Source organism: Faecalimonas nexilis, from assembly GCF_059731825.1.
The window spans coordinates 2,159,093-2,181,692 of the sequence record NZ_AP029189.1; the positions used below are offsets into that span (position 1 = coordinate 2,159,093).

A 22,600-nucleotide genomic window follows, 5' to 3' on the forward strand; every position below is an offset into this window, starting at 1 on the left:
TTGAAATCATGATACACATCTTCAGTGTGCCACGCTTTCTTTGAGTTCTATTTTAACACAAACACCACTCTTGTACTATTTATTTTTATTTTGTTTATTCTCTAAAATTATGCTACAATATAGTCATATTGTTAGACAACTCAATTTCAGACAAAGGAGGACGGCTTATGCAAAAATCAATGATACACTCAGACCACATGGTTCCTCTTGATACTTTAGAGGGGTTTCGAATTCGCCCCGGATTCTTTGATATAAATGGAGCAACCGCACTTTCTGACGGCGTATGTTTTACCATCCACTCACAAGGTGCCACTTCTTGCGAACTTCTGCTTTATGAGCCTTATGCAAAAGAACCATTTGCTATTTTAAAATACCCTGACAACTACCGCATCGGAAATGTTTTTTCCATGATTGTATTTGACCTTGATGTGGAAGATTTTCAATATGCTTTTCGTCTTGACGGTCCTTATGATAAGAAAAAAGGTCTTCTATTTGATAAACACAAACCACTTTTGGATCCATATGCCAAAGCTGTCGTCGGACAAAGTGAATGGGGGCAAAAACCGGATGCATTTCTTGGATACCGGGGCAGGGTTGTGAAAAACAATTTTGACTGGGGGATTACCAAACCTTCGATTATCCCCATGGAAGATTTGATCATTTACGAAATGCATGTACGCGGTTTTACAAAAGATGATTCTTCCGGTGTTGCACATCCCGGCACATTTCACGGAATTATGGAGAAAATCCCATATTTGAAAGAACTTGGAATCAATGCAGTCGAGCTGATGCCCATTTTTGAATTTGATGAGATGCGGGATCACCGTGTGATTGATGGAAGGGAACTGCTTGATTACTGGGGCTACAACACAGTCAGCTTTTTTGCGCCAAATACAAGCTACGCATCTGACAGAGAATACAATCATGTCGGTACAGAATTAAAGCAACTGATAAAGACACTCAAAGAAAACGGTATTGAAGTCATCCTGGATGTCGTATTCAATCATACTGCCGAGGGCAATGAAGATGGACCGTTTTTCTCCTTCAAGGGGATTGACAATAATGTGTATTACATGCTCACTCCGGATGGAAACTATTATAATTTCAGTGGTTGTGGAAATACCGTCAACTGCAATCATCCGGTTGTCCAACAGATGATTGTGGAATGTCTGCGATACTGGGTTACGACATACCGGGTGGATGGTTTTCGTTTTGATCTTGCCTCAATCCTTGGTCGCAATGAAGATGGAACTCCGATGGATAAGCCTCCTCTTTTGCAGACACTCGCTTTTGATCCGATTCTCGGTGATGTGAAATTGATTGCGGAAGCATGGGATGCAGGCGGTCTCTATCAGGTAGGAAATTTCCCTTCCTGGAAGCGTTGGTCAGAATGGAACGGAAAGTACCGGGACGATCTGCGCGACTTTCTAAAAGGAGGGTACTGGAAAGCGCCGGAAGCCGCACTTCGAATTTCCGGATCCAGCGATCTATACAATCCATTTGAACGTGGAACAAATGCTTCTATCAACTTTATCACCTGTCATGATGGTTTTTCATTATATGATTTGTACTCATACAATCACAAGCACAACGAAGCAAACGGCTGGAACAACACAGACGGCAGCGACGACAACCGGAGCTGGAACTGCGGCGCAGAGGGCGACACAAAAGATCCTTTGATTTTAAAACTCCGCTACCGTATGATCAAAAACGCTTTCGCTGTATTGATATGCAGCCGTGGGACTCCGATGTTCTTATCCGGCGATGAATTCTGTGACACCCGGTTTGGCAACAACAATCCCTATTGTCAAGACAATTTGACCTCTTGGCTTGATTGGAAATTACTTGATACTCATCGAGATATCTTTGAATTTTGTAAATATATGATTCATTTTCGCCGCAATCACCCGGCGATACGAAAAAGCATCGCACAAAGCCACTGCGGATTTCCACCAATCAGCCAGCACGGCGCCACGCCGTGGGATGATAATTTCACTCAGGATTCCAAAATAGTATGCACCATGTTCGCCGGTCACGATGAAAAACAGGACTTGGAAGACATTGTCTACCTCGCTGTCAATCCCTATTGGGAGTCTATTCTCATCCATTTGCCAAAACTTCCGGAACCGCTGCAATGGCATCTTGCTGTGGACACCTCCCTGTCAGACACTGGCGGATGCACGTTTGAAAAGGAACAGATGTCCCATGTCGGCAATGATTATCTGATTGGGGCACGTACTGTCGTCGTCCTGACCGCCCACTAAAATAAGGAGGTACTTACGTACCTCCTCACTAATCTTCAAAGGACTCTTTTAATTTATCCATAAATCCTTTTTTCTTTCCTTTTTTCTTATCCGTCTTCTCGGAATCGATATCCTGATTCAATGTGTTTCCAGTCAGTGCATCGAATTTACGAAGCGCTTCTTTCGCTTCTGCACTCAATTTCTCCGGTGTCTGGATGACAAGTGTCACATAGTGATCTCCTCGAACCTGTTTGTTGCGAAGCGATGGTACACCTTTTCCTTTGAGACGTACTTTTGTGTCTGTCTTTGTTCCTGGTTTTACATTATATAGAACATCCCCATCCACCGTCTTAATGCGCACATCTCCACCGAGTGCCGCCTGCGCAAATGAAATCGGCGCAGTAGAGAAAATATGCATATCCTGACGTCCAAAAACAGGATGTCTAGATACCGTTACTTCTACCAGCAGATCGCCTCTTGGACCACCGTTTGTTCCCGGTTCTCCTTTTCCACGGATTCGGATACTTTGTCCATTATCGATACCTGCCGGAATGGATACCTGTATCGTCTTTTTGCTTGCCACATAACCTGTTCCCGCACAATCAGAACATTTCTCTTTGATAATCTTCCCTGTTCCATGACAATCCGGACAAGTCTGTACATTCTGTACGGTTCCAAAGAAGGACTGAGAAGTATATACAACCTGACCTTTTCCACCACATTTTTGGCAAGTCTCCGGAGAAGTTCCAGGTTTTGCACCTGTTCCGTTACATGTTGTACATGGGTCTTTGATGACCACTTCCAATTCTTTTTCACATCCGAATACAGCTTCTTCAAATGTAATCCTTACACCTTTTCGGATATTTGCCCCCTGCATCGGTCCATTGCCAGCACGACCTCCATGGCGACCTCCCCCGAACAAATCTCCGAAAATATCTCCGAAAATGTCTCCAAAATCCGCACCACTAAAATCGAAACCGCCGAAGCCGCCACCTGCTCCGCCTGCCCCGCCTTCAAATGCCGCATGACCAAACTGATCATATTGACGACGTTTTTCGGCATCACTAAGTACGGCATACGCTTCTGATGCCTCTTTGAATTTCTTTTCTGCTTCCTTATCTCCCGGGTTCATATCCGGATGGTATTTTTTGGCCAATGCCCGATACGCTTTTTTCAATGCTGCATCATCTGCATTTCTGTCAACGCCAAGCACTTCATAATAATCTCTCTTCGTTTCAGCCATAACTTTTTAACCTTTCTATTTTTTCATAAGGAAGTTCTGCGAAACCTGATTTTACTCAAATTCCGCAGAACCCTATTCATCTCGCTAAGCCCGCTCGAACAGTCTTCGCCTAAGTGCTCTAGACTTCTTTGTAATCGCCGTCTACAACATCGTCTCCGTTAAATCCTTCCGGTGCCGGACCTGCTTCTGGTGTTGGTCCTCCTTGAGCTCCTGCTGCACCTGCTGCGGCTCCAGCCTGTTCATACATCTTTGTAAATAACTGCTGTGCACTTGCCATCAGTTTTTCTTTACCAGCTTTAATCTCCTCTACCTGAGCATCTGTCATCTCTTCTGGATTCGATTTTGCCAAAGTATCTTTCAGTGCCTGAATATCCGCTTCTACAGCTGCCTTTTCTGTTGCATCAATCTTATCTCCAACTTCTGAAAGTGCTTTCTCTGTCTGGAAGATCATTGCATCTGCATCGTTTCTTGCATCGATTGCTTCTTTACGTTTTTTATCCTGCGCTTCAAACTCAGCAGCTTCTTTTACAGCTCTGTCGATATCCGAATCTGACATATTGGATCCTGCTGTAATCGTAATATGCTGCTCTTTTCCTGTTCCCAAATCTTTTGCAGATACATTTACAATACCGTTTGCATCGATATCAAATGTAACTTCAATCTGAGGAATTCCACGTGGAGCCGGAGCAATACCGTCAAGTCTGAACTGACCGAGAGATTTGTTATCTCTTGCAAACTGTCTTTCACCTTGTACGACATTGATATCTACTGCTGACTGATTGTCTGCTGCTGTAGAGAAAATCTGACTCTTCTTTGTAGGGATTGTTGTATTTCTCTCAATCAATCTTGTAGCAATACCACCCATTGTCTCAATAGATAATGAAAGTGGAGTTACATCAAGTAAAAGAATGTCGCCTGCACCTGCATCTCCTGCTAATTTACCACCCTGAACAGAAGCTCCTAAAGCAACGCATTCATCTGGGTTTAAGGATTTGCTTGGCTCTTTTCCTGTAAGCTGTTTTACTTTATCCTGTACTGCCGGAATACGTGTAGAACCACCGACTAACAATACCTGACCTAATTCAGAAGCTGTAAGACCTGCATCTGACAATGCTCTTTTAACAGGTTCTGCTGTTCTCTCTACCAAGTCATGTGTCAATTCATCAAATTTTGCTCTTGTAAGGTTCATGTCAAAATGTTTTGGACCTTCTGCTGTCGCTGTGATAAATGGCAGGTTGATATTTGTTGTAGTTGCAGATGAAAGTTCTTTTTTCGCTTTTTCTGCTGCTTCTTTTAATCTCTGAAGCGCCATCTTATCTGTAGAGAGATCCACACCTTCCATGCGTTTGAACTCTGCTAACATGTAATCTGTGATCTTCTGGTCAAAGTCATCTCCACCAAGTCTGTTGTCTCCGGCTGTAGATAATACTTCGATAACGCCGTCACCAATCTCAATGATAGATACGTCGAATGTACCACCACCAAGGTCATATACCATAATCTTCTGTTCTTTTTCGTTGTCAAGACCATACGCAAGTGCTGCTGCTGTTGGTTCGTTGATGATACGTTTTACATCAAGACCTGCAATTTTACCAGCATCTTTTGTTGCCTGACGCTGAGCATCATTAAAGTAAGCCGGTACTGTGATAACTGCTTCTGATACTTTTTCTCCAAGATACCCTTCTGCATCTGCTTTCAGTTTCTGAAGGATCATTGCTGAAATTTCCTGTGGAGAGTATTTTTTATCATCGATAGATACTTTGTGATCTGTACCCATCTCTCTTTTAATAGAAGAGATTGTCTTGTCAGCGTTTGTAACTGCCTGACGTTTTGCAGGTTCTCCTACGAGACGTTCTCCTGTCTTTGTAAATGCTACTACCGATGGTGTTGTTCTTGCACCTTCTGTGTTGGCGATAACAGTTGGCTGTCCACCTTCCATAACTGCTACACAGCTGTTTGTTGTTCCTAAGTCAATACCAATAATTTTTCCCATGATTTTGTCCTCCATTTTCTTGGTTTTTATAAGGAAGTCCGATTCACTAGGCTCGTGAAATACCTCGCCAAGTTCCTTCGGACAACCTTCGCACTAAGCTCGAAAACACCTTGCTAAGTGCTCTAGGTTTAGTTTGCTACTTTTACCATACTGTGTCTTACGACACTGTCTCTATAAGTGTATCCTTTTTGGAATTCTTCTACGATGATATTCTCACCTGCTTCCTCGTCCTCCACATGCATCACTGCATTGTGAAGATCCGGATTGAATTCCTGTCCTACTGCCTCAATTACTTTTACCCCGACTCCGTCGAGCGTTGTCATGATCTGTTTGTAGACCATCTCCATACCTGTCACAAAAGAATCATCCTTTTGTTCTTCTGTCACTGCGCTAAGACCTCTCTCAAAATTGTCGATCACCGGCAATATCTTTTCGATAATATCTTTTGCTCCAACTTCATACATCGCTGATTTTTCTTTCTCTGTACGCTTGCGGAAATTATCAAATTCTGCCATCTGTCTTGTCAGTCTATCAGTAAGTTCTTCAATCTGCTCATCCTTTTTATCTTTTTTCGGTTTGCGTTTGAATAACTTTTTGTCTTTCTTTTCTGCACCGTCTTCCCCTGCTTCTGAATCTTTCTCTTCCGCAAGTTCTTCGTCAGTTACCTCTTCTGATGTCTCTTCCATCTCTGTCTGCTGCTCTTTAGCCGCTTTTTTCGCTTCCTCCACGGCTTCTTTTACCATCTCTTCTTTGCTAAATTCTTTTTCCAATGGATCGTTCCACCTTTCTAATGTTCTTTATGGAATATTGCATCCAACTCTACCATCAGAGTCTTCAGCGTTGTCATTACATTTTCATAATCCATTCTCTTTGGTCCGATAATTCCTATCGTTCCCTGCATTCCCTCTCCCAATTCATAGGTCGCTGTCACGACACTGCAGTCCTTCATTGTCTGTACCGGTGTTTCATTGCCGATATAGACTTGAATTCCTTTGTTCTCCTGACTGGAAAGTGTCTGTGTCACAAGCTCTGCGAGCTGTTGCTTTTCCTCGAAGGCACTGATAATCTCCTGTGCGCTTTGATTGTCGCTCAGTTCCGGATATTTAAAAATATTCGTTGCACCGCTTGTATAGATTTCCAAATCGTTGTCAAGCTGAATGGTATTTGCCACCGCATCAAGAACATCGCTGATCACTTCACTGTGAATCCCTGCCTGCTCTTTTAATCTTGCGATCATCCCTAAGTTGATCTCCTCGATTGCCATTCCATTGAGGTTCGTATTCAGAAGCATGTTAAGCTTTAGTAAGGTCTCATTGCTCAGTGTTTCTGAAACAGTCACAATCTTATTCTTAATGATGTTTCCCTCCATGACAATGACTGCAATAATCTGATTCTCATCAACCTGAGATAATTGAATGAATTTTAATTTGTTTCTATTATATGTCGGAGCGGAAATCATCGTCGCGTAATTCGTGTTGGCTGCCAAAACTTTTGCCGCCTGCTTTAAAAGCTGATCCATCTTGTCTGCTTTCACAAGCATCTGTTCTTTCATCTCTGTAACTTCCTGCTCTTTTTCTTCCATCAGCATATCTACATACAACCGATATCCTTTGTCTGATGGAATACGACCTGCCGATGTGTGAGGCTGCATGATGTATCCCAAATCTTCCAAATCCGCCATCTCATTGCGAATAGTCGCTGAGCTTAAATTCAAATCTGTGTATTTGGAAATTGTTCTGGAACCAACCGGATCACCTGTCTCCAAATATGTCTTGATGATCGTCTGCAAAATCTTCATCTTACGATCATCTAATTCATGATTCGATTTCATGTCCACCCTCCTTCTCGGTTTTTTTCTATTAGCACTCTATTCTTTCGAGTGCTAACACCTTACGATTATTAAGATAACACTCCGGTTTTCGTTTGTCAACCTAGTTTATATTTTTTTTACATTTTTTGCAGACTTTGTGTATGGCTGAACTGTTTCACCTCTATGATATCGCCACACTCACATCTATCCTTCTTTTCCCGGAATCCATTTCCCTTTCCACGCATACAGCACCATCAAAGCCGCCCCAATTGCCCAGGAAATTGGATATGCTATGTAAACTCCACGGATACTGTCAAAGTGCGGAACCACAAACTGTACCCACAACACCCTGTAAATGCAGAGCGAGAATAAAATGATTGCCATCGGCGGAATTGTTTTCCCGGTTCCACGAATGGTTCCCGCCATCTCATGCATGATGCTCAGCAGTGAATAGAACGGACAGAAATACCACATCGCCAATGTCCCAAAATAAATTACATCCGCATCTTTTGTAAATATGCCAATAATCTGATGTGAGAAACTAAGCAGCAGCACTCCCGTCACGATTGTATAAACAATCCCCATGCAAAGAGTCACCCACATTCCTTTCTTTACACGGTCAATCTTGCCAGCACCGATATTTTGTCCGGTAAATGTAGTTGCAGCCATACTAAAGCTCATCACCGGAAGAATATTAAATCCGTCTACTTTTATATAAGCCGCAAATCCAGCCATCGCTTTCGCTCCAAATCCATTCACGCTAGACTGAATCAGCACATTTGAGAACGAAATGACCATGTTCTGAATTCCAGTCGGCAAACCGATTTTGATGATACGGTTTGCCATCGGGACATCCCATCTTATCTTTTTCAGTTCCGCACGATATGGTTCATCTACACGCGTCAAAAAACGTAGGATGAAAATGCTTGACAACACCTGACTGATATCTGTTGCAATCGCAACACCTGCCACACCCATATGCAATCCCATGACAAACACAAGATCCAATACGATATTAGAAACAGATGCGATTGCCAAATAAACCAAGGAACGTTTGGAATTGCCGACCGCATTTAAAATTCCAGCTGCCATATTGTAAATCACATTGAACACAAGTCCTCCGAAGAAAATCCGCAGATACAGAACCGAATTCGGCATAACCTCCTTCGGAGTTCCCATCCACTGCAAGAGCAGCGGACTTGCCACTATTCCTACAATAGACAGGATTGCTCCTGTCACCACTGCAATCGCCAATGTTGTATGCACTGCATCCTGCACTCTCTTTTTGTCGTTCGCACCATAATACTGGGCAATGACTACTCCGGCACCCGCAGACGCTCCCATGCAGAACGATATCAAAAGATTGATCAGCGATCCACTGGAACCGACTGCAGCCAACGCCTCACTTCCCACAAAATTTCCTACAATAATGGAATCTGCTGTATTGTAAAGCTGCTGAAGCAGATTTCCCAAAATCAGAGGAATGGAAAAGAACAGAATCTGTTTCCAAATATTTCCCTCCGTCATTAATGTTGTCTTTTTCATCGCCATATCATATCCTTTGTAATTTCTTTTAGACTATTTGCTCCACACATTGCCATCGTATCCGCAAGCTCTGAACCGATTCTTTCTATATATAATTGCACTCCGTCTGTGCCTCCTCCGTACGCAGCCGTTACAAATGGACGACAGATAATCACACCGTCTGCACCAAGTGCCAATGCTTTAAACACATCCACACCGGAGCGGATTCCTCCATCCACAAAAATCTTCATTTTCCCCTTTACTGCTTTTGCAATCTCTTCCAGAACTTCTGCGGTAGCCGGACATTGATCCAGCACACGCCCTCCATGATTCGACACGACAATCGCATCTGCTCCTGCTGCCTCTGCTTTCAGTGCTCCCCTCACAGTCATGATCCCTTTCACAATAAACGGGGCGCGGGTTGATGCCGCAATTTTATGTAACTCTTCCACGGATTTTCTTCCTGCCGGCGGAGTCATATTTTTCAAAAATGGAAGTCCCGCCGCATCCACGTCCATTGCAACAGCAAATGCCCCGGAATCTTCTACTAATCTCATTTTTTCTTTAACCGTTTCCAAATTCCAAGGTTTTACAGTCGGAATTCCAATGCCTGCTGATTTTTTGATTGCCTCTGTCGCACATTTCATCACATCTGCATTGACTCCATCACCTGTCATAGCAGCAATCCCCGCCTTAGCACAAGCCGAAACCAGCACCTCATTGTAAGATGCATCATTATATTTTTCTCCATAGTGTAGATTTACCGCTCCGACCGGCCCCGCAAAAAACGGATATCTGAATGATTTTCCAAAAATATTGAGACTTGTATCTACCTTCTTATTTGCGCAGAGTGTATCCATATTAATACGGATATCCTTCCATTTTTCATAATTGCGAATTGCCGTATCTCCCACACCTTTTGCTCCCGGTCCCGGCATCTGGTTCCCACACGCCTTCCCGTTACATACCGGACATGCCTTACAATATTTTCCCATCTCTGGTCTTGCGTTTTCTAATAATTCTTCGTATGTCATTTTTTGCTTCCTCCCTCATGTAATCAGCATTTTTATTGATATAGTATTTCTGCAAATACATAGTTACTCACATCGATTCCTTTTTTTGTCAGACTTAAACAGCCTTCCCGTTGCTTTAACAAACCTTTTTCCATGACTTTCCTGATATTTTCTCCGTAGCAGTCCCAAATTGTTTTTTGGAAACAATTCCAAAAAGCCTGTTCTGAAATGCCATTCATCTTCCGAAGTCCTAAAAAAATAAATTCTTCCATCTGCTCTTCCTCCGTCAGATGCTCTGTGTTTTTTCTGATCTTCTCTGGCTGTCCTGCACACTCTGTATATTCTCTTAGATTCTCAGTATTACTATAACGTCTGTTATCTAATAAAGACGACGCTCCAAGTCCGAGTCCTAGATAATTTTTCCGTTCCCAGTATCCTAAATTATGCCGACATTCCATTCCCTCTTTTGCATAATTGGAAATCTCATAACGATGATATCCATTTTCGCCTAATATTTCTTCGGTCTTTTCATACATGAGACGCTCTTCCTCCTCACTTGGAAGATCTCGCTCCAGTGGGCTGCCTTCTCCATACAGTTTTGCGAATGACGTGCCCTCTTCAATAATCAAACTATATGCCGAAATATGTTCCGGCTTGAGGCGTATAATTCGCTTTAGTGTCTCTTCCCAGCTTCTTACTGTCTGCTTTGGAATTGCCGAAATCAAATCTATGTTGATATTCGTGAATCCTGCCGTTCTTGCCATCTCATAGCTTTCCAAAAATTGCTCATATGTATGGATTCTTCCAAGTAGCTTCAATTCTCCATTGTCTGCCGACTGTAAACCAAAACTGATACGATTGATACCAAGTTTTCGATAGGCAGACAGCTTCTCTTGTGTCACGGTTCCAGGATTTGCCTCCACTGTAATCTCTGCATCTTCTGCAATCTCAAACACCTCATGTAACGCCTCAAAAATTCGCTCCATTTGATTTCCTTCTAAAACAGACGGCGTACCTCCGCCCAAAAAAATAGTCACTACTATGTCATTTAGGGACAGGGCTTGGTAAGCTTTGATCTCTCTTATCAGTGCCTCCACATAATTTTCTATTGTTTCCCCATTTTCCGGGCTTGAAAGGAAATCACAGTAGGCACATTTCCTTACACAAAACGGAATATGAAGATATAATTCCAGTTCGTTTTTCATTATCCACCTCCAAAAAGGGACAGGGTCACATTTAATTGGGGACGTAGTAAAATTCAATTTTACTACGTCCCCAATTACTATTTATCATCTAGTTTCAACACGCTCATGAATGCTTTCTGCGGAATCTCTACGTTTCCAACCTGACGCATTCTCTTCTTCCCTTCTTTTTGCTTTTCCAAAAGCTTTCTCTTACGGGAAATATCACCACCGTAGCATTTTGCCAGCACGTCTTTTCGCATCGCCTTCACTGTCTCCCGCGCGATGACTTTGCTTCCGATTGCCGCCTGAATCGGAATCTCAAACAGCTGTCTTGGAATCTCTTCTTTTAATTTTTCACACATCTTACGTCCACGTTCGTATGCAGTCCCACTATGGACAATAAAAGATAATGCATCGACTTCTTCTTTATTAATAAGAATATCCAATTTCACAAGTTCTGACCGTTCATATCCTGCCATCTCATAGTCAAATGACGCATATCCTCTAGAACGCGATTTTAACGCATCGAAGAAATCATAAATAATCTCATTCAAAGGAAGAATATAGCGAAGCACTGCTCTTGTCTCTTCGATATACTCCATTCCCTGATAAATCCCTCGACGTTCCTGGCAAAGATCCATGATCGCTCCGATAAATTCAGACGTAACCATAATCTCAGCTTTCACAACCGGCTCTTCCATATAATCGATTTCAGCCGGATCCGGAAGATTCGACGGATTTGTCAGTTCAATCACTTCTCCATTTGTCTTATAAACTTTGTAAATAACGCCCGGAGCGGTTGTCACAAGATCCAGATTGTACTCTCTCTCCAAACGCTCCTGAATAATTTCCAAATGCAACAATCCTAAAAAACCACATCGGAAACCAAATCCAAGTGCAATCGATGTCTCCGGCTCAAACTGAAGTGCGGCGTCATTGAGCTGCAGTTTTTCCAGCGCATCTCTCAAATCCTGATATTTCGCCCCATCTGCCGGATAGAGTCCGCAGTATACCATCGGCTGCACCTTTTTATATCCCGGAAGTGGTTCTTTGCAAGGTCTGTTCGCATCTGTCACGGTATCACCAACACGAGTATCTTTCACATTTTTCAAACTGGCGGTAATATATCCAACCATTCCCGCACTTAATTCCTCGCAAGGAATGAACTGCCCCGCCCCAAAATATCCAACTTCCACGACTTCTGCCTTCGCTCCTGTCGCCATCATCTGAATCGATGTCCCTTTTTTCACCGTTCCTTCTTTGATACGGCAAAACACAATCACTCCCTTATAGGAATCATACAGAGAATCAAAAATCAACGCCTGAAGCGGAGCTTTCGGATCTCCTGTCGGCGCCGGAATCTTTGCCACGATCTGCTCTAGTACATCTTCGATATTCAGTCCTGTTTTTGCAGAAATACGCGGTGCATCTTCCGCCTCGATTCCGATGACATCCTCAATCTCTTCTATCACCCGTTCCGGATCCGCACTTGGAAGGTCGATCTTATTAATCACCGGCACAACATCCAAATCATGATCCAATGCCAGATATACATTTGCCAATGTCTGCGCCTCTACTCCCTGTGCCGCATCCACGACAAGAATCGCCCCGTCACACGCCGCAAGGCTTCGGGAAACTTCATAATTGAAATCCACATGCCCCGGAGTATCAATTAAATTAAATATATATTCTTCACCATCTTTTGCCTTATATACAATACGAACCGTCTGCGCTTTGATCGTAATTCCACGCTCGCGTTCCAATTCCATGTTATCAAGCACCTGAGACTGCATCTCACGGCTTGTCAATAATCCGGTCTTCTCAATGATCCGGTCTGCCAATGTTGACTTTCCATGGTCAATATGCGCAATAATACAAAAATTTCGTATTTTACTCTGATCTATTCCTGCCACTGTTATTCCTCCAACTATTACTTTCTCACAATTTTTTATTATAACGTAATTTCAAACGGGATTCCACTATAAAAACATTATTTTGCGGAATACTTCATTATAAACAGCTCTACCCCAAGCATATCACTCAGCCGCCCCGTCTTGACAGCCTCTTCCATATCCACGCTGTCTTCAATAATTTCACGAAGTGCCTTGCTTGAAAATGCCCTTGCCTGCTCCTGATATTTTCCCACTACAAATGGATGCAATCCCACTTTTGATGCAATCTCTTTTCGTGGATATCCTCTTTTGTCCATGTCCTTAACTTCCAAAAGCAGTCGAAACTGTCTGGTCAACAAGAACAAAATTCGCATCGGCGGCTCTTTCAGCGCCACTAGATCATAATAATAATCAAGTGCCTTTCTCTGCTGCTTTTCTGCAACTGCATTGACCATATCAAAGATCTGATTTGTAATCTGTGTCGTACAGATCTCTTCCACATCCTGTGCGGTAATCTCCGACTTGTCCAATGTATAGCAGAATAATTTTTCCAGTTCCCTTTGGATATTCTCCATATCAGTTCCAACCTTTGTCAAAAAGAACCGAATTACCTGCTCCGTGACCTGCTTATTCTCGCGCCTCACACTCCCCGCAATCCACCGAAGAAGTGTCGACTCATCCTGCCGTCCGAGCTCCACGACCCTTCCTTTATCTTTTGCCGCCTTATAAAGCTTCCCTCGCTTATCGATCTCACTCTCGACAAAAATCATAGAAGTGGTCTCCGGAAGTTCCTTGATATAATCCGAAAGTTCCGGAGACGCATTCTTAAAAAATCCGCTGTTTTCCAAAATAATCAATCTGCGCTCTGCAAAAAACGGCAGCGTCTCAGCAAGATCAATGACTTCTTTCGCGTTAATTCCTTTTCCTTCATAGTATGCGTAATTCATCGTATCATCCGGTGGAACAATCGCATAGTGCAGCTTGTCTTTATACTGTTTTTTTAAATATGCCTCTTCGCCATACAAAAGATATATCTGTTTCAATTGTCCGGTTTTCAAATCTTCATTCAGACTTTTCATATTCACTACACTCCATCTACTTTATCTTCTCTTAGTCTAAATGCAAGCTTCTGAAATGTCAATGAAATCCGACAATCGAAAGCGTATTTCCATCACTTTTCAATGTGATCGCCCCATTTTCAATTGTACTATAAACCGCACTGTCTATAGCGTTCAGTCTCTCCAGTGTCTCTTTATGCGGATGCCCGTATCGGTTTCCTTTCCCAGCCGAGATTAGCGAAATATTTGGCTGGATTATCTTTAAAAGCTCTTCCTTGGTCGAATTTTTTGACCCGTGATGTGCCACTTTCAGCACCGAATACACCTTTTTTTCCACCTGCTCCAGCAAAATTTCCTCCCCTTTTTCCTCAACATCACCTGTACAAAGCATACCAAACTTCTGATAACAGATATCAAGTACCATAGAGGAAGCATTTCCGATTTCCCCTGGGAACTCCTCCTCTGGTTGAATGCAGGTCACCTGAAGATCCCCTTCCTGGAGTCTCATGCCGGGACGAATTACCAACACCCTTATTCCAGCTTTTTTTGCAAGTGCTGAGAGTTTTGTTAACGCCTCATCTTGTTGATAAGTTGCCGGAAGCACAAGGTTTTTGATTCTTACCCCGACATCCTGTCTTGTGATCATCTCCTCAACGCCACTGTAATGATCACTGTCTCCATGCGAGATCAGGACATAGTCTAAAGTTCCAATCCCCTGTGATTTCAAAAAAGGTTCTATCCGATATTTCCCTACTTCTTTGACATCACTGCTTCCCCCGTCAATCAGGTAAGTTCCATTTTTCGGTCCTCGAAGCAGAATACCGTCTCCCTGTCCCACATCAATTACCGTCACGAAAAGCTTTCCTCCTGTCCCATGACCGATGGAAAACCAAAACAGAATCATTGGAAACACACACCACACACTCCTTCTAAGAAACCGAAACAATTCTTTTTTGTTACATTTCAACACAAGAATAACACTCCCAAATACGAAAAGATAGTAAGCACTGATCTGCCACCACGCCGGCTGTCCAAACACCATTCTCGCCCCCGGCAATCGTCCTGCGAATCGACTCATCCACTCAAACAGTTCCAAAAATATTCCACACACTTTTACCAAAACCATACCTATCGGCTGACAGATTGGCAAAAACAAGCTGCCGATAAGTCCAAGTCCCAGAACCCACGACATCATCGGTATCACTGCTATATTCAATAAAAGTGAATATAGTGGAAATTCAAAATAAAAGTACAAAAGCACCGGAAACAGCATTAGATTAATGCCTATGCTCGCATACATCCCTTTCACAATCTGATATTTGCACGGGAACAGTTTTTCTATTGCAGGAAGAATGGTTAAGATCCCAAGTATCGCTCCGTATGAGAGTAAAAATCCGGCGTCTGCAAGGTATAATGGCTGCCAAAGAACAGTCACTGCCCCTGCGAAGAATAATCCAGTAGCCATATCATAGACTCTTCCTGTCATATCTGCACCAATGCGAAGTAAAAGCATAATCGCAGCACGTATCACTGACACAGATAAACCGATCATTAAGACATACAGAAAAAGCAGTATACCAGATCCGATCCCGGCAACAAAATAAGGACTTCCGACTTTTCGAAAAATCTGATACACACTCAGTCCAATAAAAGATATATGAAGTCCTGAAATTGCCAAAACATGTCCTATCCCATTTTTCTGATACAGCTCCTTGATCTCTGCATCCATCTCCTTCTTCTCACTCAATAAAATCGCACTTAAAACAGCGCCATTTTTTTCACCCATCGTCTCTGTCAGCTTCTCCTTCCATGCCTGCTTCAGACCGTAAAGAGAATTCATAAGTCGATTAGTCTTTCCACTCACTTCCATAATCTGTTCACCCCAGACCATGCCATAAATATTTTGTTTTGCATAATATTGCCTTTGGTCAAAATTCCCCGGATTGTGTGCCGTTTCAAACACATTGGCTTTCCCACGCAATTTGACCGTTTTCCCAATCGCAATATTTTGAAATGTCTTATCATATACTATTATCTTGGATTCATAAAATGATTCATTTTGACTGTTTATAGAATTGTTTTTTAGATATAAGATCTGCATCTTTGATGTGCTCGTCTTTTGATATACCTGCCCCTGCAAGATGACTTCTTTTTCTTTCTCTTCCTGAAAAATAGAATCGGCAGACAGTCCTCCCGACTGCCCGCCTGTCAGAAGCAGGAGCACGCTTTTTATCAGTAAAAAGACCAGACACACATAACATAATGGTCTTTTTTTCATTCTTCTTTTTTCTCCTCGATTAATTCTGAATTCCATTCCAAGGGACGATCCAATTGGATACTTCCCTTATACGTCACATCACTTGCACCGTTGACCAATATCTGTACACGGCTCGCATTCCCACTTTCGATAATGGAATTTACAGTCGAGTAAATTGCCACCTCCGGCTTCTGATTATAACCTTCCGTCAAAAATGTGGAATCCAGATTCACATAGCAAATGCCATCTTTTACAGATACTCCCAGCAGCTTTGTGTCCTTCGGGATCGTCGCCTGCGCCTTGCTGGATGCCGGCCCCCGCATCAATTGTTCCACAATCAATTTTTCGATAGAGGTATTGCTGCTGTAATGCACGTCATTAATCTTTTCACTCACAAGTTTTGTTCCATCCTCGTTTGAAAAATAAAGATTCAGCGACGTCACTTGATAACTGCTCAAAGAAGATCCTGTATTTTGTACAAAATCATCCGCACTCATCAATCCAATCGGTATACCTTCTCGATCTTTCAGCACGTCATCACCAACATAAAAAGATACAAAATCAATGCCATCAACCTGAACAAGCGTCTGCACAACTGCCGCCCTGCAAAGTACTTCCCTTGACTTTTTCATTTTTTCATATGCTTTATTAAAATGCAATTCCAGACAATTGTCTTTGATCTCGAATGATTCCACCTTGACTTCTTTTGGGAATACCGACTTCATCTCAATCGACTCCGGCGCTTTTTTAAGCTCCTTAAGCATATCTTTCACGACAGTCTCCGCTTTCTCCGAGTTGTTTTCATACTCTTGCTTTTCCAACGCATCATCATCGGTATTCAGATAGTAAATATACATTCCCGCATCTTCCATATGTTTCCCTGACGTACAGCCACTTGCAAGTATCATGCACAGAAACAACACCGCTGCATATATTCTTTTTTTCATGTCATTCCCCTTTTCTCCGCCTGCATTTACACAATATAGTTCAGTGGAACACGCACGGTAAAGGTTGTTCCTGTCCCCTCTTCACTGTATACCTTCACAGCTCCACGGTGCATGACGATCGCATTTCTCGCAATCGCCAATCCAAGCCCTGTTCCGCCAATCTCTCTAGAGTGCGATTTATCCACACGATAAAATCTCTCAAAAATATGTTCAATCGACTCCTCCGGTATTCCAATTCCAGAATCTGCAACCTTCACATAAAAATATTTGTGATCCGCGTTGAGTGACACATGTACCCACCCATCTTCTTTATTGTACTTGATTGCATTCTCCACTAAATTCGATATAGCAAGAGAAAGCTTTACTTCATCGACTTCTGCTGTTACCGGTCGAAAACTTTCAAACACAACTTCTATATTGCGCACTGCCGCAATCGGGCGCACCCGCTTCAATATCCGTTCTACCAACTCGTTAATATTCTCCGGTTTTACATTCAGATCAGAGGCTGTCTTATCCATCTTTACAAGAGAGAGTAAATCGTTGATAATCTTGTTCTCACGCTCAATCTCCTCTGTAATATCTCCCATAAATTCCTGATATAGTTCCACCGGCACATCCTCCTGTGCAAGAAGTGAATCTGCAAGTACTTTCATAGACGTAAGCGGCGTCTTCAATTCATGCGACACATTGGATACAAACTCCTGTCTAGAGTCATCCAATACCTTCAAACGTCCCAACATCTTGTTAAACGCATCAGAAATCTGTTTCGTTTCCGTATAGGCATTCTCTTTCAGATAGTCATTGTCATACCCTTCTGTCACATCCTCAATCGCCTGAGTGATTCTCGCAAACGGTTTGACCATCTTATTAGAAAGAAACGATACTATGACAACCAAAAGTAATACTGTCATCCCTAAAATAATATTGGCATTTGATTCCAGCATCTCCAATGTATCCAAAATACTATCCGCAGAGATGCTAATGAGAACAACTCCGATAATCTCTTTACCGCTTCCCGCCATAATAGGGGACGTCACCTCAATATAACGCTCCTTCGCATCATAATGGTTCGTCGATTTCCCGTCAAAACACTGAACAACATCAGAGGAGATGATCGTCTTTCCTTCTTCTGTTCCGAAAGTGTCCTTCACAATGCGATATTCTGAGTCAATCACCATCACTCGCCCATTATAAATATTCGACAACTGCAAAATCTCTGAGTTGATTGCCTCTGAAGCAGTTCCTTCCAAGTAATTAGAACTGCTCAACTGATTACACAGAATCGTTCCCTGATTCTGTACTTCAGCACTTTTTAGTGAAACCGCATTCTCCTCATACTGCTTCAAAAGCGTCTCTTTCAATACGATACACGGAAGTATACTGGTAATCATAATGAGCAGAACAAGTCTGGAACGCAGACTTTTAATAAGTTTACTTTTAATCTGCCATTTAACCCCTAAAATAGTAACCAACTCCCCACTTCGTATATACATATTTCGGATCACTTGGATGTTTCTCTATTTTTTCTCTCAAACGTCTGATATGTACATCTACCGTTCTTGCGTCTCCCGGGTACTCATATCCCCATACCAGATTCAACAGCTTTTCTCTGCTGTATACTTTATCCGGATTCTTTGCGAGCAGTTCCAAAAGATCAAATTCTTTCGCTGTCAGATTGATCTCTCGCTCCTGAATAAACACTCTTCTGCTCTCACAGTCGATCTTCATATCATGTTTGACCAAAACATTACTTTCTACCGTTTTTTCTTCTTTTCTTCCGGTTCTTCTCATAATGGCTTTGATTCTTGCTTTCACTTCCAAAATGTTAAATGGTTTTGTAATATAATCATCCGCACCATATTCCAGCCCCAAAATCTTATCCATGTCATCTCCTTTTGCAGTCAGCATGACAATCGGCACATCAGAAAAATCACGAATCTGCTGGCATACTGCAAATCCATCCATCTTTGGCAGCATGACATCTAAAAGGAGCAGATCATATTCGTTATTCTTCGCAAGTTCCAATGCCTCCTCCCCATCATAGGCACAGTCCACTTCCATACCGTCCTGCATCAGGCTGAAACGAATCCCTTTTACAATTAATTTTTCATCATCTACAACTAATACCCTTTTTCCCATTGTTTATCTCCCTCTATATTTAAACTGTAATAAGATCTTTTATTTTCTGAAAGACACCGTCTTTAATTCCTTCAATCTGCTTAATATCCTCTATGGATTGGAATTTCCCATGTTCTTCCCGATATTTTATAATACTGTCCGCTTTGGATTCGCCAATCCCGGCAAGTGTCATCAATTCTTCTTTTGTGGCGGTATTCAGATTGACTTTCCCACCCGCATCACCTGCTTCGCCCTCTTCTTTTAATGAATGATCCACTTCGCCCGCTGCCGGCACATAAATCTGTTCTTCATCCTGCAAAAGCGCGGCTTGATTAATCTCAGATATATCCGCATTCTCTGCAAATCCTCCTGCTTTTTGTATCGCCTCATACACTCTGCTGTCTTGTTGTAACTCATATACACCTGCCTGCATAACAGCTCCGCAGACATAGACATATATGCTCTTTTTCTCTTTTGTCTCTTCTTTTTTGGATGTCTCTGACTTCTCAGATCCAATCTCTTCCAATTCTTGTATCGGCTGTTCCTTCTTCTGACACCCACAGCAGCCCAACATAAAAATGATCCATATAATACTTGTTTTTATAATCTTTTGCATAAACCCTCCATAGTATAAACTACTACAGACACCCCTCTATGCTTAGACATTCTTATTGTAACGAATTTCTTTTTAAATTACAACAAATTTTTACAGTCTTGTTACATTTCCATGAAATCTTTTAACGCTCCCATTGAAAGATAGCCACACCGATCAAAGCAAGCGCCATACCACCGATTTTTCTCCAGTCAACCGGCTGTTTATCGACACCGAACAGACCCAGCAATTCAATGACATATGCGATGATAAGCTGCGAAATCACGATCAAAAGAGCCGCCTTTGCAGGTCCTAACTGCTCCATACTCTTGATAACCGTCCATGTAATCCCAGCTCCGATCACACCTCCAAGCAACATATATTTCGGCTCTACTTTTGCAATCGTCATGACATCGTCTCTTCCGGCGATGAACCATGCCACAAGACATACCGCAAATGCACTGAGCTGCACCCATCCATTTGACACCCACATTCCTGTCGTCTTCGTCACCTGTGTGTTAAACACCCCCTGTACACTCATCAGCGCACCTGATACTAACGCAATAAAAAACCCAATCATTGAGATCCCTCCTAAAAATTTTTCACTTTTAGTCTGTCCAATGAATCGGGTTTTTATTTATTCTTCTGAATTTTATTCTTCCAACGCTTTTGACAATTTCTCGATCATCTCATCCACATGTTCTTTTGTGATCACTAGCGGTGGTACAAGGCGCAGCACATTACCTCCTGCAGAGATTGTGATAAGCCCATGCTCCATTCCTTTTCGAATCACTTCTGTGACCGGTTTTTCCAAAACAAGCCCCTGCATAAGTCCTTTTCCGCGTCTTTCTTTCACAGCACTGCTTTCTTTCACAAGCTGATCTAACTGTTCTTCCAGATAGACGCTCACTTCCTTTACATGCTCCAGCAGATGTTCCTCTTCAAAAATCTGAAGCACCGTGTCAACCGCCGCACACACAAGCGGATTTCCTCCGTATGTCGTTCCGTGATCTCCCGGGAGCAGCGAAGCCTTTGCGACCTTCTCCGTCATCGCAAATGCCCCTACCGGCACACCGTTTCCAATCGCCTTTGCCATCGTCATAATATCTGGTTTGACTCCGTATCCCTGCCATGCAAACATAGATCCGGTTCTTCCCATACCGCACTGAATCTCATCAAAGATAAGCAAAATATCCTGCTCGTCGCAAAGCGCTCGAAGCCCTTCCAAAAAAGAGGTTTCCGCCGGGTAGATCCCGCCTTCCCCCTGCACTGTCTCCAAAATAATCGCACAGGTCTTGTCAGACAGAAGTGCTTTCACACTTTCCAAATCATTATAATCGGCAAATTTTACACCTTCCACCAACGGTTCAAATGGTTTTCTATATTGTTCTGTACCTGTCACGGAAAGCGCCCCCATACTTCTTCCATGAAAGGAATGGTTCATCGCAATAAACTCATACCGGCCACTCTGTTTCGTATAAGCATACTTTCGGGCAGCTTTCAGCGCCCCTTCAATCGCCTCTGTTCCGCTGTTTGTAAAAAATACACGATCCATGCAAGACACTTGTCTTAGATGTTCTGCTGCTTTTGCTGACGGCACGCTGTAGAACAGATTGGACGTATGTAACAACTTCTCCATTTGTTGTTTCAGACCTTCTGTATATTTAGGATGGCCATATCCAAGGGAACATACCGCAATTCCGGCTGCAAAATCTAAATATTTCTTTCCTTCTGTGTCATACAGATAGACGCCTTCTCCTTTTTCCAGAACAATCTGATAACGGTTATATGTATGAAGAAGTGATTGTTCTGCTGTCTCAATATAATTATTTTTCATGGTAAAACCTACTTTCTTCATCCTTTAAAATCGCAGTTCCAATCCCTTTGTTTGTAAAGATTTCCAACAACAGACAATGCGGGATTCTGCCGTCCAAAATATGCACTCTGGATACACCGTTCTCAATCGCATCAATACAGTTTTGCAGCTTTGGAAGCATGCCTCCGCCGATGTAGCCCTCTTTCATAAGCGTTTCTGCCTGTTCTACCGTCAGCTCCGAAATCAACGTCTTAGGATCTTTCGGATCTTTGTAAACTCCCTCGATATCTGTCAAAAATGCAAGCTTCTCCGCCTCCATCGCACGCGCGATCGCACATGCCGCATCATCTGCATTGATGTTATAAGTCTCAAAATTATCATCCAGACCAACCGGACATACAATCGGCAAAAAGTCTTTTTCCAAAAGATCGTACAAAATCTCAGCGTTTACCTGCGTTACTTCCCCCACATATCCGATGTCTGCGCCGTCTGACAGTTTCTTTTCCACTTTCAACAATCCACCGTCTTTTCCGCTGATTCCGATTGCTCGAACCCCAAGAGACTCCACAAGTTGTACCAGACTTTTATTCACTTTTCCAAGAACCATCTCAGCAACTTCCATCGTATCGGCATCAGTCACACGCAGACCGTTGATAAACTGTGGCTTCATCCCTGCTTTTTCCACCCACTTGCTGATCTCTTTTCCACCACCGTGCACAATAATCGGCTTAAACCCAACAAGTTTTAATAAGGTTACATCCTCTATGACACGTCTTTTCAGGTCTTCATCCACCATGGCGCTTCCGCCATATTTTACGACAATAATTTTCCGGTTAAATCTCTGTATATATGGAAGCGCCTCGATCAGCACCTCCGCTTTACTTAAGAATTTTTGCATATTTGGACTCAT

Annotated in this window: 18 protein-coding genes; 1 reads left to right on the top strand and 17 read right to left on the bottom strand. The window is 42.6% G+C overall.

Annotated elements, in window-relative coordinates; all coding sequences use genetic code 11:
- The first annotated feature begins 167 nt into the window (after positions 1-167).
- Positions 168-2,264, top strand: a complete 2,097-nt coding sequence (locus AC6I5B_RS11025) for a glycogen debranching protein (RefSeq protein ID WP_497773342.1) — start codon at positions 168-170, stop codon at positions 2,262-2,264.
- Positions 2,265-2,292: 28 nt separating this feature from the next.
- Here the strand turns inward: AC6I5B_RS11025 and dnaJ are convergent, their stop codons facing one another.
- From dnaJ to argB, 17 genes are all read right to left on the bottom strand, one after another.
- On the bottom strand, positions 2,293-3,486 hold the full coding sequence (gene dnaJ / locus AC6I5B_RS11030; protein ID WP_497773343.1) for a molecular chaperone DnaJ: 1,194 nt from the start codon (positions 3,484-3,486) through the stop codon (positions 2,293-2,295).
- 118 nt (positions 3,487-3,604) lie between these two features.
- Entirely contained in the window at positions 3,605-5,479 is a 1,875-nt protein-coding gene (gene dnaK, locus AC6I5B_RS11035; RefSeq protein ID WP_117787793.1) for a molecular chaperone DnaK, read from the bottom strand.
- A gap of 128 nt (positions 5,480-5,607) precedes the next feature.
- Entirely contained in the window at positions 5,608-6,222 is a 615-nt protein-coding gene (gene grpE / locus AC6I5B_RS11040; RefSeq protein WP_044986635.1) for a nucleotide exchange factor GrpE, read from the bottom strand.
- A gap of 44 nt (positions 6,223-6,266) precedes the next feature.
- On the bottom strand, positions 6,267-7,310 hold the full coding sequence (gene hrcA, locus AC6I5B_RS11045) for a heat-inducible transcriptional repressor HrcA (RefSeq protein WP_022249926.1): 1,044 nt from the start codon (positions 7,308-7,310) through the stop codon (positions 6,267-6,269).
- Between the two features lie 183 nt (positions 7,311-7,493).
- Entirely contained in the window at positions 7,494-8,834 is a 1,341-nt protein-coding gene (locus AC6I5B_RS11050; protein ID WP_201991309.1) for an MATE family efflux transporter, read from the bottom strand.
- Positions 8,831-9,847 carry an alpha-hydroxy-acid oxidizing protein gene (locus AC6I5B_RS11055; RefSeq protein ID WP_004611267.1) on the bottom strand — a complete coding sequence of 339 codons (1,017 nt, stop codon included), beginning with the start codon at positions 9,845-9,847 and terminating at the stop codon, positions 8,831-8,833. Before AC6I5B_RS11055 ends, AC6I5B_RS11050 begins: the two co-directional genes overlap by 4 nt.
- A 32-nt stretch (positions 9,848-9,879) precedes the next feature.
- Positions 9,880-11,031 carry a radical SAM family heme chaperone HemW gene (gene hemW / locus AC6I5B_RS11060; RefSeq protein WP_071143873.1) on the bottom strand — a complete coding sequence of 384 codons (1,152 nt, stop codon included), beginning with the start codon at positions 11,029-11,031 and terminating at the stop codon, positions 9,880-9,882.
- Positions 11,032-11,108: 77 nt separating this feature from the next.
- On the bottom strand, positions 11,109-12,923 hold the full coding sequence (gene lepA, locus AC6I5B_RS11065; RefSeq protein ID WP_004611269.1) for a translation elongation factor 4: 1,815 nt from the start codon (positions 12,921-12,923) through the stop codon (positions 11,109-11,111).
- 77 nt (positions 12,924-13,000) lie between these two features.
- Entirely contained in the window at positions 13,001-13,981 is a 981-nt protein-coding gene (gene holA, locus AC6I5B_RS11070) for a DNA polymerase III subunit delta (RefSeq protein WP_004611271.1), read from the bottom strand.
- A 58-nt stretch (positions 13,982-14,039) separates the two neighbouring features.
- Entirely contained in the window at positions 14,040-16,238 is a 2,199-nt protein-coding gene (locus tag AC6I5B_RS11075) for a DNA internalization-related competence protein ComEC/Rec2 (protein ID WP_497773344.1), read from the bottom strand.
- Positions 16,235-17,164 (bottom strand): GerMN domain-containing protein, encoded by a 930-nt coding sequence (locus AC6I5B_RS11080; protein WP_004611273.1) that lies wholly within the window; start codon positions 17,162-17,164, stop codon positions 16,235-16,237. Before AC6I5B_RS11080 ends, AC6I5B_RS11075 begins: the two co-directional genes overlap by 4 nt.
- 26 nt (positions 17,165-17,190) lie before the next feature.
- Positions 17,191-18,657 carry a sensor histidine kinase gene (locus AC6I5B_RS11085; protein ID WP_004611274.1) on the bottom strand — a complete coding sequence of 489 codons (1,467 nt, stop codon included), beginning with the start codon at positions 18,655-18,657 and terminating at the stop codon, positions 17,191-17,193.
- A complete protein-coding gene (locus AC6I5B_RS11090) occupies positions 18,614-19,303 on the bottom strand; it encodes a response regulator transcription factor (RefSeq protein ID WP_004611275.1) in 690 nt (229 codons plus the stop codon). Before AC6I5B_RS11090 ends, AC6I5B_RS11085 begins: the two co-directional genes overlap by 44 nt.
- Before the next feature lie 19 nt (positions 19,304-19,322).
- The gene (locus AC6I5B_RS11095; RefSeq protein ID WP_004611276.1) at positions 19,323-19,898 is read right to left on the bottom strand and encodes a helix-hairpin-helix domain-containing protein; all 576 of its coding nucleotides are present in this window, start codon (positions 19,896-19,898) and stop codon (positions 19,323-19,325) included.
- A gap of 121 nt (positions 19,899-20,019) precedes the next feature.
- The gene (locus AC6I5B_RS11100) at positions 20,020-20,454 is read right to left on the bottom strand and encodes a DMT family transporter (RefSeq protein ID WP_004611277.1); all 435 of its coding nucleotides are present in this window, start codon (positions 20,452-20,454) and stop codon (positions 20,020-20,022) included.
- 72 nt (positions 20,455-20,526) lie between these two features.
- On the bottom strand, positions 20,527-21,711 hold the full coding sequence (locus AC6I5B_RS11105; RefSeq protein ID WP_022249920.1) for an aspartate aminotransferase family protein: 1,185 nt from the start codon (positions 21,709-21,711) through the stop codon (positions 20,527-20,529).
- Positions 21,701-22,600 carry an acetylglutamate kinase gene (argB, locus tag AC6I5B_RS11110; RefSeq protein ID WP_022249919.1) on the bottom strand — a complete coding sequence of 300 codons (900 nt, stop codon included), beginning with the start codon at positions 22,598-22,600 and terminating at the stop codon, positions 21,701-21,703. The genes AC6I5B_RS11105 and argB overlap by 11 nt, the downstream gene beginning before the upstream one ends.

Bases quoted from the DNA above. Each gene is read 5' to 3' on its own strand.
- AC6I5B_RS11025 (WP_497773342.1), top strand. From the start codon at position 168: ATGCAAAAATCAATGATACACTCAGACCACATGGTTCCTCTTGATACT.
- dnaJ (WP_497773343.1), bottom strand. From the start codon at position 3,486: ATGGCTGAAACGAAGAGAGATTATTATGAAGTGCTTGGCGTTGACAGA.
- dnaK (WP_117787793.1), bottom strand. From the start codon at position 5,479: ATGGGAAAAATTATTGGTATTGACTTAGGAACAACAAACAGCTGTGTA.
- grpE (WP_044986635.1), bottom strand. From the start codon at position 6,222: ATGGTAAAAGAAGCCGTGGAGGAAGCGAAAAAAGCGGCTAAAGAGCAG.
- hrcA (WP_022249926.1), bottom strand. From the start codon at position 7,310: ATGAAATCGAATCATGAATTAGATGATCGTAAGATGAAGATTTTGCAG.
- AC6I5B_RS11050 (WP_201991309.1), bottom strand. From the start codon at position 8,834: ATGAAAAAGACAACATTAATGACGGAGGGAAATATTTGGAAACAGATT.
- AC6I5B_RS11055 (WP_004611267.1), bottom strand. From the start codon at position 9,847: ATGACATACGAAGAATTATTAGAAAACGCAAGACCAGAGATGGGAAAA.
- hemW (WP_071143873.1), bottom strand. From the start codon at position 11,031: ATGAAAAACGAACTGGAATTATATCTTCATATTCCGTTTTGTGTAAGG.
- holA (WP_004611271.1), bottom strand. From the start codon at position 13,981: ATGAAAAGTCTGAATGAAGATTTGAAAACCGGACAATTGAAACAGATA.
- AC6I5B_RS11075 (WP_497773344.1), bottom strand. From the start codon at position 16,238: ATGAAAAAAAGACCATTATGTTATGTGTGTCTGGTCTTTTTACTGATA.
- AC6I5B_RS11080 (WP_004611273.1), bottom strand. From the start codon at position 17,164: ATGAAAAAAAGAATATATGCAGCGGTGTTGTTTCTGTGCATGATACTT.
- AC6I5B_RS11085 (WP_004611274.1), bottom strand. From the start codon at position 18,657: ATGTATATACGAAGTGGGGAGTTGGTTACTATTTTAGGGGTTAAATGG.
- AC6I5B_RS11090 (WP_004611275.1), bottom strand. From the start codon at position 19,303: ATGGGAAAAAGGGTATTAGTTGTAGATGATGAAAAATTAATTGTAAAA.
- AC6I5B_RS11095 (WP_004611276.1), bottom strand. From the start codon at position 19,898: ATGCAAAAGATTATAAAAACAAGTATTATATGGATCATTTTTATGTTG.
- AC6I5B_RS11100 (WP_004611277.1), bottom strand. From the start codon at position 20,454: ATGATTGGGTTTTTTATTGCGTTAGTATCAGGTGCGCTGATGAGTGTA.
- AC6I5B_RS11105 (WP_022249920.1), bottom strand. From the start codon at position 21,711: ATGAAAAATAATTATATTGAGACAGCAGAACAATCACTTCTTCATACA.
- argB (WP_022249919.1), bottom strand. From the start codon at position 22,600: ATGAGTCCAAATATGCAAAAATTCTTAAGTAAAGCGGAGGTGCTGATC.